Origin of the sequence: Streptomyces sp. NPDC059567 (genome assembly GCF_042735655.1) — a bacterium.
Classification (GTDB): Bacteria; Actinomycetota; Actinomycetes; order Streptomycetales; family Streptomycetaceae; genus Streptomyces.
Map to the genome: position 1 here is coordinate 58,827 of NZ_JBHWBS010000033.1, position 12,467 is coordinate 71,293.

The window sequence follows — 12,467 nt, forward strand, 5'->3', positions numbered from 1 at the left end:
CAGCACGTTTGCGAGTAAATTCAAAAGCCGCCGCAGCAGGTAGACGTCCACGGCTGTCGGCCGGTCGGGGGGGGGCTTGACGCCCCTTGTGGGGACGACAGCCGCCGCCTGCGACCTTCACCTGCCCTTCGAACTAGCGCATGTGGGGTGAAGGCACATGTCCTGCTGTTACTTGGTGACGCCCACGGTCGCGAGGTCGATCTTGCCCATCGACTCGTTGAAGTAGACGTTCGTCAGACGGGGGTTGTGGTACACGAGGGCCTTGTCGAAGTTGATCGGCAGGTAGAGCGCCTTCTCCATGACCTTCTTGTTGATCTCGGTGTAGAACGGCGCGGCCTCGGCCGGCGTCGGGGCGTCGGCGGCCTTGTCGAACAGGCCGTTCACCTCGGGGTCGTTCAGCATCGAGTAGTTGTTGTTGCCGTTCTGGAGGATGAACGAGCCGTCCACCAGCGGCTGCAGGAAGCCGGCACCGGAGTTGTAGTCGGCACCCCAGCCCATGACGATGATGCCGTAGCCCTTCTTCTTCACGTTCTCGGGCGAACCGATCGTGGAGGAGGAGAGCTTGCCGTCGTACTGGTCGATCGAGGCGTCGATGCCCACGGCCTTCAGCGCGGCCTGCAGCGACTCGGCGGTCTTGACCTCGGGGGCGCGGTTGTTGCGGACCGCGATCGTGGTCTTGAAGCCGTTCGGCTTGCCACACGCGGCGAGGGCGGCCTTGGCCTTGTCGACCTGCGGCTTGCCGGCGGTCAGGCCGTACGGGTCGAACGCCTTGTCGGCGCCGGGGATGCCGGGCGGCAGCATGTTGGCGCCGAGGTCACCGGAGGTCGGGCCGCCACGGGCCGTCTGCAGGGACTTCGGGTCGGCCGCGTAGATGACGGCCTTGCGGCACTCGACGTTGTCGAACGGCGCCACCGTCTGCGGGAAGACCATGTAGCGGATGTAGCCCGTGAACGGGTTGTCCGCGTTGGCCTTCAGCTTCGGGTCCTGCAGGATCTTGATCTTGGCGGCGTTCTGGACACCCGTGCCGTCGACCGCGAGGTCGATGTCACCGGACAGCAGACGCTGGTCCATGTCGTCCGGGTTGGTGGTCACCGTGAAGGAGACCTTGTCCGGCAGACCCTTGCGGATCGTGTCGGTCTTCGGGTCCCAGTTCGGGTTGCGCTCGAAGGTCGCGCCCTTGCCGGCGGCGAAGCTGGTCACCTTGTACGGGCCCGTGGAGACGGGCTTGTTGGTGTACTTCGCGCCCGTGTCCTGCGCCTTGGGAACCGGCGAGGAGGACGGCATGGCCAGCAGGTAGCTGAAGTCCGAGCTCGGCTTGGCCAGGTTGAAGACGATCGTCTTGTCGTCCGGCGTCTGGACCGACTTCAGACCCAGCTTGTTCGGGTCGGTGTCCTTGTACGGGCCCGGGTACTTCTGGCCCTGGTCGAGGACGTCGATCAGGTAGGTCGGACCACCGGACAGCACGTCCTGCGCGAAGACGCGCTCGATGCCGTACTTGATGTCCTTCGAGGTGATCGGCGTGCCGTCCTCGAACTTCACGCCGTCCTTGAGCTTCAGCGTGTAGGTCTTGCCGCCGTTGCTCAGGACCGGCAGCGCCTCGGCGAGGTCCGGGACCAGCTTGGTGCCCGCCTCACCCGGCTTGCTGTCGTACGCCAGGAGCTGGCGGACGTACAGACGCTGCAAGTTCCAGACGAAGCCGTAGTAGGCGCGCGCCGGGTCCAGGTAGTCGACGTCCTGGGGCGACCAGAGCTTGAGCTCGCCGCCCTTCTTGTCGGAGACGTTGACGACACCCTTGGTCGCCGCGTCGAACCCGGCGCCGGCGGAACCCTTGCCCTTGCCGCCGTCGTCGCTGCCGCCACCGCATGCCGCGGTGAGGGAGAGAGCGGCGACCAGCGCGGTGAGCGCTACTGCCTTCTTTCTGCGGATCACTGTGTTCCAACCTCCCAGGAATGGATTCAGGTGAATCAGGTGAATCGGTTCAGCTGCCCTTGGGGTCGAGTGCGTCACGCAGCCCGTCCCCGAAGAGGTTGAACGCAAGGACGGTGACGAAGATCGCGAGACCCGGGACGATCATGAACATCGGGTCCGCCTGGTAGATCGGGACGGCGTCGGAGAGCATCTTTCCCCAGGACGCGGTCGGCGGCTTGACGCCGGCGCCCAGGAAGCTGAGGGCCGCCTCGGTGAGGATGTTGGTCGGGATGATCAGCGTCGTGTAGACGAGGATCGGGGCGACCAGGTTGGGCAGGAGCTCCTTGCGGAGGATGTAGCCGCGGCCCGCTCCGAGCGACCGGGCGGCCTCGACGTACTCCCGCTCGCGCAGCGACATCGTCTGGCCGCGGACGATGCGTCCGATGTACGGCCAGCCGAAGAAGCCGATGACGACGATCAGTACGCCCATGCGGACACCGGTGCCGGTCAGCCCCCAGAGCGAGTTGGGGACCACGGAGACCAGCGCGATGGTGAAGAGCAGCTGCGGGAAGGCGAGCAGCAGGTCCATCAGACGGCTGATGATCGCGTCGACCCAGCCGCCGAAGAAGCCGGCGACCGCGCCGAGCACGCTGCCGATGACGACGGAGACGAAGGCGGCCAGGAAGGCCACGAGGAGCGAGATGCGCGCGCCGTAGACGATGCGGCTGAAGACGTCGCGGCCGTTGGTCGGCTCCACGCCCAGCAGGAAGTCCGAACTCATGCCGCCGAAGGCCCCCATGGGCGTGCCCAGGTCGGGGTCGAGCATCTCTTCGTGGAACTCGTTCGGCGGGTGGCCGAAGATGCTGACGATCTGCGGCGCGAAGATCGCGACGAGGATGAGGAAGAGCACGATGAACGCGCCCGTCAGTGCGACCTTGTCGCGCTTGAGGCGTGTCCAGGCGATACGGCCGGGAGAACGACCCTCGATGGCCTTGGCAGGGACTTTGGCGGCGACAGCTGCGATCTCGTCCGCGGCTGTGTCGTGCAGTGGTGCCGTCATCGTGGTGGGGACCCCTCTCGGCCGACGGTGGCCGGCCCATGCCCGCCGCTGTAGCGGCTTGTCTCACATCGGTGTCGCTGATGGTGCGTACGGGTGCGTTTGTTACGTGCGGATTGCTGCGAAGAGCGTCTGAAGTGCGCGTGAAGAGTTGGTGGTCGCGGGCCGTCCGGCTCTCGGTTGGGGGGAGTCTTCATCGGGCTCACGATCACCCGCCAGACCTGCTCGGGATGTGATGCGCAACCGTGATGTGGCCCGGAGCCTTCCGTTATCCGGACCGGGCGATCTGCTGAGCGAAACAACACCGCCCGTTCGGCGCGGAACGGACATCCCGGCCAACAGGGCGTTCCTTGCTGCTTTTTGGGTGGATTCGCCGAGGACGACGAAGGCCGCACCGAGAATCTCGGTGCGGCCTTTCGGACAGGCGTCTCGCGATACGGACGCGCTCTAGGGCTCAGCGATAGACGGGGACGTGGGCGTCGCGGTCGTAGAACGGGCGCGCGTTGGCGCGCAGCCACATCGTCACCGGGTCGTACTCGTCGGACATGGCGACCGTCGAGACCGGCAGCCCGTCGGGGACCGCCGCGATCGACTGGCGCATCATGGCCCGCACCGCCTCGACCGAGGCGGCGGAGGTGTCGTAGAGGTCGAGACCGATGGCGAGGTACGGGGAGCCGAGCGCGGGTTGCACCCAGGCGCGGCGCAACGCCCGTACGGCCGGGGTCCGGTGGGCGTTCTGGGTCAGCAGGGCGTAGAACTGCGGGATCTCCAGGGTGGGTTCGGAGAGCCGCAGCGGTCCGGCCGGCATCCGGTCGAGACCGGTGGCGATCCGTCGGAGATCGGCCCAGGGGATGCCGACGCCGCCGCCCGGGTCGTGCGGGTTGAGCCAGATGCCCCAGCGGTCGGGGTAGAGGGAGCGCGCGATGTCGCGTCCCGTGACCACCTCATGGGCGCGGTTCCAGCCGGATGCGGCGAGCTCCTGCGCGGAGGTGACGCACGGGGCGTACCCGAAGCCGTCGACCTCCATGTTCCCGTACTGGGCGTCCGGCGAGCCGGGTGCGCCCTGCCAGAGCAGCATCCAGACATCGCCTTCGGCGAGGGCGTGCAACAGCTTCTCGTACGCGTCGTAGCGTCCGGGTGCCACCTGGCGCAGCATGTGCTCGACCTGTCCGGCCGCAGCGGTGCTCGACGCGCTCACCCTGGGTCCCGCCCCTCTTCCGTCCACCGAACCAGCTTAATTACGCGGACGCCCGCTGATAGAAGGGGCGCACCCGCTCCAGCATCCAGTCGCCGACCGGGTCCTGCGCAACGTCCAGCAGGATGAGATTGACCGGCCAGGCCACCTCGACCCGGCCCAGCGCGCGGCCGAGCGCGTCGAGCGGGGCGTTGCGGTCGACGCCGTCCCAGGTGGCGAGCTGGACGCCGACGAAGAGCACCGGCTCGGTGCCCTCGACGCTCGCCAGGGCGCGGCGCGCGCTGACGACGACGCCGGTGGCCTCGAACTCGGCGGAGGCGGCGGCGAGGAAGTCGACGGGGTCGTCCTGCCAGTCGGGCTCGAAGAGCCGGACGCGGCCGCCGCTCGCGGGGCCGTCCAGCGGAGTGCGGCCGACCCGGCAGAGCTCGGCGACGGCGGGCGGGGGCAGCGGGGCGCCGACGGTGCCGCCGGGGTTCACGGCGATGCCGAGCTGCGGGGGCAGACCGCGGGCGAAGTCGCGTGCGGGGGCGACGGTGAACGACATGTGAGCACCGACACAGGCCAGGAACTGCTGCTCGGAGCTGAAGACGGGGACGTACGGCAGTCCGTCGATCTCCATCGTGGGCAGATCGAGGTCCCGGCTCTCGGGGGTGCCGCCGTTGGGGAGGGGCACCCAGACGGGGCTCCGTCCGAGCACCTCGACGAGGCGGCCGCCGGCCGCGGGGTTGCCGAGCGAGGCGGCCAGCACCTCTTCGAGCTCATTGCCCGGCCATGTGACGTCCACGCTTCTCGGTTCCCCTTCTCGCGCGCCCTGGTCGCGTCTCGCACGCCCTGGTCGTGGCGCCCTCGGGGCAGAACCCTAACGCCGCCCTGGCGCCGCCGTGGCCAAAAGCGCACGGAGCACCCCGGTCCGGATATCCCGGAACGGCTCGAAGCGACGCGGCCGCCGGGCGCTCGGCCGGTGCCGTCGGCGGCGCTCCGTCGGTGCGGACGCCGTCAGTCCTTGTTGCGGAAGGTGATCCTGCGCAGGGCGCCCGCCGCGTCCCTGTCGAGGAGGGTCGCCGAGGAGCAGCCCCGGGGCAGACGGCCGGACTCCACGGAGCTCAGCAGGCGGCCGACGGCCCGGCGGTGCCGGGCGAAGGCGTACCCGGACACGCCTCGGCCGCGCTCGCGCTGCCCCTCCCGCGCGGCGGCCGGGGTGACGTCGAGCAGGACCAGGTGCAGGGCACCGCCCCGCCGGCGGGCCTCGCGCGCGAGCCAGTTCCGCACCCAGGACTGGGTGCCGCAGTCGTGGACGACCACGCTCCGCCCCGAGCGCAGCGCCCGGCGCAGCCCGGCGTAGTGGGCGATACGGGCCAGCGGGCGGTAGACGGCGTACGGCAGGAAGCGGGGCAGTCGTGCTTCCCAGCGCTCGCGGGCGTCCTGCGAATCGATGCCCAGGCCCTCGGCCGCGCGTCGCATGAGCGTCGACTTGCCGCTGCCGGGCAGCCCGGAGACCACGACGAGGTCACCGGCGGCGAAGGAGAGCACGCGGGGGCCGCGGCCGCCGCGCTCGCGCAGATCGCGCAGCAGAGGCACGGCGGAGCCGCGCCTGCGGGTCCTGGCCCGGGCGCGCGGGGACGGTATCCCCGTCCCTGTGGCGTAGGCGCCGGTGTGCTGGAACGTCATCGCTTCTCCCCCAGTCGGGTTCCCGGGAACCCTTGCCCACAAAGTGTAAAGAAGCGGTAATGAGGCACAAGCGATTTGCCGATCAGACCCCTCGTGCAATGATGTGCGCGCCAAGCGCACACAACCTCATACCGGCCGCTCGAATCCGCGCGGGAGAGTCCCGGAACCACCACGGTGGGCCCCGGGCGCCGAAGGAGCAAGACCCTCCCTTGAATCTCTCAGGCCCCGTACCGCGTGGATGAGGCAGATCTGAAAAGCGGGCGCACAGTCGCGCCCCACCCAAGGTGCAAGCCGAGGATGCCCTCGGTGAACCTCTCAGGTTCCATGACAGATGGGGAGGATCGTCCTCGTCCGTCATGATTTTTCTGCCTTGGGACCCGGGAGCCACACCCATGAGCACTGCCGCCCCCCGTCTGACCGCCCTCGATGCGCTGCATCGCTCCCTGGGCGCGACCATGACCGACTTCGCCGGCTGGGACATGCCGCTGCGTTACGGCAGCGAGCGCGACGAGCACAACGCCGTCCGCGCCAAGGCGGGCCTCTTCGACCTCTCCCACATGGGCGAGATCACCGTCACCGGCCCGCAGGCCGTCGAGCTCCTCGACTTCGCCCTGGTCGGCAACATCTCCACGGTGGGCCTGGGCCGCGCGCGCTACACGATGATCTGCCAGGAGGACGGCGGCATCCTCGACGACCTGATCGTGTACCGCCTCGGCGAGACGGAGTACATGGTCGTCGCCAATGCCTCCAACGCGCAGATCGTCCTCGACGCGCTGACCGAGCGCGCGGGCGGCTTCGACGCCGAGGTGCGGGACGACCGTGACGCGTACGCCCTGATCGCCGTCCAGGGCCCGGAGTCCCCCGGCATCCTGAAGTCGATCACCGACGCCGACCTGGACGGTCTGAAGTACTACGCCGGCCTCCCGGGCACGGTCGCCGGGGTCCCCGCGCTGATCGCCCGTACCGGCTACACCGGCGAGGACGGCTTCGAGCTGTTCCTGAAGCCCGAGCACGCCGAGGGCGTCTGGAAGGCGCTGACCGAGGCGGGCGCGCCGGTCGGCCTGATCCCCTGCGGCCTGTCCTGCCGCGACACGCTCCGCCTGGAGGCGGGGATGCCGCTGTACGGGCACGAGCTGACCACCTCCCTCACCCCCTTCGACGCGGGCCTCGGCCGGGTCGTGAAGTTCGAGAAGACGACCAACGACGGCGACTTCGTCGGCCGCAAGGCGCTGGAGGCCGCCGCCGAGCGCGCCGCCTCCAACCCGCCGCGCAAGCTCGTCGGCCTGATCGCCGAGGGCCGCCGCGTCCCGCGGGCGGGCTTCTCCGTCGTCGTGAACGGCGAGGTCGTCGGCGAGGTCACCTCCGGTGCCCCGTCCCCCACCCTCGGAAAGCCGATCGCCATGGCGTACGTGGACGCGGCGCACGCCGAGCCCGGCACGCAGGGTGTAGGTGTGGACATCCGCGGCACCCACGAGCCGTACGAGGTCGTGGCGCTGCCGTTCTACAAGCGCCAGAAGTGACGCATCCGTCTCGCTCCGTGTCTCACCCCGCAAGACCCACGTTCATCAGCACTCCCTCGATCCAGGAGAATCAGGTCATGAGCAACCCCCAGCAGCTGCGCTACACCAAGGAGCACGAGTGGCTGTCGGCCGCCGAGGACGGCGTCGCGACGGTCGGCATCACGGAGTTCGCGGCCAACGCGCTCGGTGACGTCGTCTACGCCCAGCTCCCGGAGGTCGGTGACACGGTGACCGCGGGCGAGACCTGCGGTGAGCTGGAGTCGACCAAGTCCGTCAGCGACCTGTACTCCCCGGTCACCGGTGAGGTCGTGGCGGCCAACCAGGACGTGGTGGACGACCCGTCGCTGGTGAACACCGCTCCGTTCGAGGGTGGCTGGCTGTTCAAGGTGCGCGTCACGGGTGAGCCGGACGACCTGCTCACCGCCGATGCGTACGCCGAGTTCTCCGCCGGGAACTGAGACCCCTTAGGGATCTATTCATGTCTGTGCTGAACACCCCTCTTCACGAGCTGGACCCGGACGTCGCCGCCGCCGTCGACGCCGAGCTCCACCGCCAGCAGTCCACCCTCGAGATGATCGCCTCGGAGAACTTCGCTCCGGTCGCGGTCATGGAGGCACAGGGCTCCGTTCTCACCAACAAGTACGCCGAGGGCTACCCGGGCCGCCGCTACTACGGTGGCTGCGAGCACGTCGACGTCGCCGAGCAGATCGCGATCGACCGGATCAAGGACCTGTTCGGCGCCGAGTACGCCAACGTCCAGCCGCACTCCGGTGCCTCCGCGAACCAGGCCGCGCTCTTCGCGATCGCCCAGCCCGGCGACACGATCCTCGGCCTGGACCTGGCCCACGGCGGTCACCTGACCCACGGCATGCGCCTGAACTTCTCGGGCAAGCAGTTCAACGTGGTCGCGTACCACGTGGACGACGCCGGCCTGGTCGACATGGCCGAGGTGGAGCGCCTGGCCAAGGAGCACCGCCCCAAGGTGATCATCGCGGGCTGGTCCGCCTACCCGCGCCAGCTGGACTTCGCCGAGTTCCGTCGGATCGCCGACGAGGTCGAGGCGTACCTGTGGGTCGACATGGCCCACTTCGCGGGCCTGGTCGCGGCCGGTCTGCACCCGAACCCCGTCGAGTACGCGGACGTGGTGACCTCCACCACGCACAAGACGCTCGGCGGCCCGCGCGGCGGCATCATCCTCGCGAAGAAGGAGTTCGCGAAGAAGCTGAACTCCTCGGTCTTCCCCGGTTTCCAGGGCGGCCCGCTGGAGCACGTGATCGCGGCCAAGGCCGTCTCCTTCAAGGTCGCGGCCTCGGAGGAGTTCAAGGAGCGTCAGCAGCGCACGCTGGACGGCGCCCGGATCCTCGCCGAGCGTCTGGTCCAGGACGACGTCACCGCGCACGGTGTCTCGGTCCTGTCCGGCGGCACGGACGTGCACCTGGTCCTGGTCGACCTGCGCAACTCGGAGCTGGACGGCCAGCAGGCCGAGGACCGTCTCCACGAGGTCGGCATCACGGTCAACCGGAACGCGATCCCGAACGACCCGCGTCCGCCGATGGTCACCTCGGGTCTGCGCATCGGTACGCCGGCGCTCGCGACCCGTGGTTTCGGCGACGAGGACTTCCGTGAGGTGGCCGACGTCATCGCGGAGACCCTGAAGCCCGGCTTCGACGCCGAGGCGCTGAAGGCCCGGGTGTCCGCGCTTGCGGAGAAGCACCCGCTGTACCCCGGCCTGAAGTAATTTCGTACGCTTTAGTTCCAGCTTCATTCGTACGAATGCTCCGGGGCACCGCGCACACTGGACAGTGAGCGCGGTGCCCCACCCCCTTTTCCTGCTGTTCTGCACCACCCCGGCAGACAACGGCGTCTAGCCCCCCACAAGGAGTTCCCCGTGGCCATCTCGGTCTTCGACCTGTTCTCGATCGGTATCGGCCCGTCGAGCTCCCACACGGTGGGCCCCATGCGCGCGGCCCGGATGTTCGCCCGCCGGCTGAAGAACGAGGGGCTCCTCGCGCACACCGCCTCGATACGCGCGGAGCTGTACGGCTCGCTGGGCGCGACGGGGCACGGCCACGGCACGCCGAAGGCCGTCCTGCTGGGCCTGGAGGGCAGCTCCCCGCGCACCGTCGACGTCGAGACGGCGGACGACGAGGTCGAGCGCATCAAGTCCAGCGGCAGGATCAACCTGCTGGGGGCGCACGAGATCCCCTTCGACTTCGACGAGGACCTGATCCTGCACCGCCGCAAGGCGCTGCCGTACCACGCCAACGGCATGACGATCTTCGCGTACGACGCGGAGGGCGCTCTGGTCCTGGAGAAGACGTACTACTCGGTCGGCGGCGGCTTCGTCGTGGACGAGGACGCGGTCCAGGGCGAGAACCCGATCGTCCCGGACGACACCGTCCTGAAGTACCCCTTCCGTACGGGCGACGAGCTGCTGCGCCTGGCGAAGGAGACCGGCCTGTCGATCTCCGCGATGATGATGGAGAACGAGAAGGCCTGGCGCAGCGAGGACGAGATCCGCGCGGGCCTCCTGGAGATCTGGCGGGTCATGCAGGCCTGTGTCTCGCGCGGCATGTCGCGCGAGGGCATCCTGCCGGGCGGTCTGAAGGTCCGCCGCCGCGCCGCGAACACGGCCCGCAAGCTGCGCTCCGAGGGCGACCCGGCCGCGCTCGCGATGGAGTGGATCACGCTCTACGCGATGGCCGTGAACGAGGAGAACGCGGCGGGCGGCCGCGTCGTCACCGCCCCGACGAACGGCGCGGCGGGCATCATCCCGGCGGTCCTGCACTACTACATGAACTTCGTGCCGGGCGCGGACGAGGACGGCGTGGTCCGCTTCATGCTGGCGGCGGGCGCGGTCGGCATGCTCTTCAAGGAGAACGCCTCGATCTCCGGCGCCGAGGTCGGCTGCCAGGGCGAGGTCGGCTCGGCCTGCTCGATGGCGGCCGGCGCCCTCGCGGAGGTCCTGGGCGGCACCCCCGAGCAGGTCGAGAACGCGGCCGAGATCGGCATGGAGCACAACCTCGGCCTCACCTGCGACCCGGTCGGCGGCCTGGTCCAGATCCCGTGCATCGAGCGCAACGGCATGGCGGCCGTGAAGGCGGTCACGGCGGCGAAGATGGCGATGCGCGGCGACGGCAGCCACCTGGTCTCCCTCGACAAGGTCATCAAGACCATGAAGGAGACCGGCGCGGACATGTCGGTCAAGTACAAGGAGACCGCGCGCGGCGGCCTCGCGGTGAACATCATCGAGTGCTGACGTCGTAGGCCCTGACCAGCGCGTTTCCATCTTTCAGCGCTGTCAGGGCCTTTCCTGCTTGCACGGCGGAAAGTCCCTGGAATCTCCCTGGGACAGACATGAAAGTCCCTGAAAAGTCCCTGGCGGATCCCCCGCTGATGGGCGTGTGACCTGGAAGTTCACGGCACCCGCGCAGCGATGGATGTCCCTCGGGCACAGCGGATCGAACAATCACCCCATCCAATAACAAGAGTCTTGTTAAAGTGGGGCCCATGGCTACCTCCCCGGCGCCCGGCGAAGGACCCGTCCGGCCCGTATCGGTCTCGCTCCACGAAGGCACCATCGCTGCCCTCAAGGCACGTACGGGCAAGCGAGGCATGTCTGCCTACGTCGAGTCCCTCATCCAGCGCCAACTGGAGCGGGACCGACTGCGCGAACTCATCGAGGACGCGGAAGCCGAGCATGGCCCGGTCGACCAGTCGGCCGTCGACGCCAAACGTGCGATCCTCCGCGGCGAGACGGCCAGCTCGGCGGACGCCGCGTGAGCGGCACGCTCGTCCTGGACTGCGAAGGCCTGTCCAAACTGGTACGACGCACACCTGAGATCACCGAGTGGCTGACGGCAGCCGAAGCCGAAGACATCCGCGTCGTCACCAGCTCCGTCACCCTCGTCGAAGCACGCGACCCCAAGGTCAACCAAGCCCGCTTCGACTACGCCGTCTCCCGCGTGAACATCATCCCGCCCAACGAAGCCATCGCCCGCCATGCGAGCAAGCTCCTGGCCGCGGCCGGACTGCACGGCCACAAGTACGCCCTCGACGCCATCGTGGCCGCCACCGCGCTCACCTCGCCGGCCCCAGTGACCGTCCTGACATCGGACCCCGAAGACCTCCTGATGCTCTGCGGCCCCAGCGTCCGCATCATCAAGGTCTGACCGTGCGGCCGCGCCTCGACCCACCCCTTGCGCGGATCAGAGCGCGGCGCGGAAGGCCAGTGCGCAGCCGGTACGCAACTCCTCATCACTCCGGCTAACACGACGCAGAAGCAGGCCTGTTAGGGACGTATTCTTCTGCCTGGGTCGATAGCTGCGGCAGGAGCGTTGGACCGGCTACTACTCCATGCCGTGAGCGCTGGGCACCAGGGATCGTAGGGGGAGACGTCGTGGAGATGCAGATCAAGGTCGACGCAGAGGGTGACGACGCGGCGGCGCACGATCTCTATTACTGGCTCAGGCAGGATCGCGAGCTCCGGCGTCACGCGAAGGCCGACCTGACACAAGCCGCTGAAGCTTCTGATCGCATGAACGCGGGCGAGATCATCAACATGTTCGTCAGCAATGGCCTTGCCGCCGCAAGCTTGCTGGTGAACATCGTGGTCGCCTGGCGAGCAGCCCGCCCTTCGCCGCAGGGGACCGTGACCTTCGACCGCGACGGTACGACCGTGACCGTGCACGATACGTCGGAGGAAACCCTTCGCCGAGTCGTGGATCTGTTGGCGTCCGCGCCTCCCGGTGGAGCTTCAGGGGCGACTGACACGGGAGAGTCATCGGCGTCGTCGGGCTCCGGAAACAGGTGATGAGTCTGCCTGATCCCGACGGTACCCGTGTGGTGCTGATCGGGGCGTCGGAGTACCAGCGCTTCCCGGACTTGCCAGCGGTGCGCAACAACCTCAGCAGGCTTGCCGAGCTGTTCAGATCCCCACGCTTCGGCGGCCTCCCTGCCGGGCACTGTGCGACAGTGCTTGATCCCGCTGATGCCAAGGAGATGCTCGACGCTGTGCATCAGGCGGCCTTACGTTCTTGGACGGGTTGATCGAGCCATTCGTAGGGTTGGGTCGCCCAGGGGTGCTGGGTGTGGCTTTCAGGCGGCTGCCGTCCGTGGC

The 12,467-nt window shown here is 68.7% G+C and carries 12 protein-coding genes and 1 riboswitch; of the genes, 7 read left to right on the top strand and 5 right to left on the bottom strand.

The window, feature by feature from the left end; translation table 11 throughout:
• Window positions 1–168: 168 nt before the first annotated feature.
• From ACFVZW_RS17325 to ACFVZW_RS17345, 5 genes are all read right to left on the bottom strand, one after another.
• Window positions 169–1,929, bottom strand: a complete 1,761-nt coding sequence (locus tag ACFVZW_RS17325) for an ABC transporter substrate-binding protein (RefSeq protein ID WP_384522041.1) — start codon at window positions 1,927–1,929, stop codon at window positions 169–171.
• 49 nt (window positions 1,930–1,978) lie between these two features.
• Window positions 1,979–2,968, bottom strand: coding sequence for an ABC transporter permease (locus ACFVZW_RS17330; protein ID WP_384522043.1), 990 nt, complete (start codon window positions 2,966–2,968; stop codon window positions 1,979–1,981).
• Between the two features lie 451 nt (window positions 2,969–3,419).
• Window positions 3,420–4,163, bottom strand: coding sequence for an enhanced serine sensitivity protein SseB C-terminal domain-containing protein (locus ACFVZW_RS17335; RefSeq protein ID WP_384522045.1), 744 nt, complete (start codon window positions 4,161–4,163; stop codon window positions 3,420–3,422).
• A gap of 40 nt (window positions 4,164–4,203) precedes the next feature.
• A complete protein-coding gene (locus ACFVZW_RS17340) occupies window positions 4,204–4,944 on the bottom strand; it encodes an enhanced serine sensitivity protein SseB (protein WP_384522047.1) in 741 nt (246 codons plus the stop codon).
• Window positions 4,945–5,156: 212 nt separating this feature from the next.
• On the bottom strand, window positions 5,157–5,828 hold the full coding sequence (locus ACFVZW_RS17345; RefSeq protein ID WP_384522049.1) for an AAA family ATPase: 672 nt from the start codon (window positions 5,826–5,828) through the stop codon (window positions 5,157–5,159).
• 140 nt (window positions 5,829–5,968) lie between these two features.
• Window positions 5,969–6,071, top strand: a riboswitch (glycine riboswitch).
• 149 nt (window positions 6,072–6,220) lie between these two features.
• On the opposite strand from ACFVZW_RS17345, the gene gcvT reads away from it, so the two are divergent.
• The 7 genes from gcvT to ACFVZW_RS17380 all read left to right on the top strand — a co-directional run bounded on the left by gcvT (window position 6,221) and on the right by ACFVZW_RS17380 (window position 12,161).
• Entirely contained in the window at window positions 6,221–7,348 is a 1,128-nt protein-coding gene (gene gcvT / locus ACFVZW_RS17350; RefSeq protein ID WP_384522051.1) for a glycine cleavage system aminomethyltransferase GcvT, read from the top strand.
• Between the two features lie 77 nt (window positions 7,349–7,425).
• A complete protein-coding gene (gene gcvH / locus ACFVZW_RS17355; RefSeq protein WP_260227860.1) occupies window positions 7,426–7,806 on the top strand; it encodes a glycine cleavage system protein GcvH in 381 nt (126 codons plus the stop codon).
• Window positions 7,807–7,826: 20 nt separating this feature from the next.
• Window positions 7,827–9,086 carry a serine hydroxymethyltransferase gene (gene glyA / locus ACFVZW_RS17360; protein WP_383553607.1) on the top strand — a complete coding sequence of 420 codons (1,260 nt, stop codon included), beginning with the start codon at window positions 7,827–7,829 and terminating at the stop codon, window positions 9,084–9,086.
• A 150-nt stretch (window positions 9,087–9,236) separates the two neighbouring features.
• Window positions 9,237–10,607, top strand: a complete 1,371-nt coding sequence (locus ACFVZW_RS17365; RefSeq protein WP_384522054.1) for an L-serine ammonia-lyase — start codon at window positions 9,237–9,239, stop codon at window positions 10,605–10,607.
• A gap of 251 nt (window positions 10,608–10,858) precedes the next feature.
• Complete coding sequence (locus ACFVZW_RS17370; RefSeq protein ID WP_384522056.1) at window positions 10,859–11,131, top strand: hypothetical protein; 273 nt, start codon at window positions 10,859–10,861, stop codon at window positions 11,129–11,131.
• Window positions 11,128–11,520 (top strand): type II toxin-antitoxin system VapC family toxin, encoded by a 393-nt coding sequence (locus ACFVZW_RS17375; RefSeq protein WP_384522058.1) that lies wholly within the window; start codon window positions 11,128–11,130, stop codon window positions 11,518–11,520. Before ACFVZW_RS17370 ends, ACFVZW_RS17375 begins: the two co-directional genes overlap by 4 nt.
• Window positions 11,521–11,753: 233 nt before the next feature.
• A complete protein-coding gene (locus ACFVZW_RS17380; RefSeq protein ID WP_384522066.1) occupies window positions 11,754–12,161 on the top strand; it encodes a hypothetical protein in 408 nt (135 codons plus the stop codon).
• Window positions 12,162–12,467: the final 306 nt, after the last annotated feature.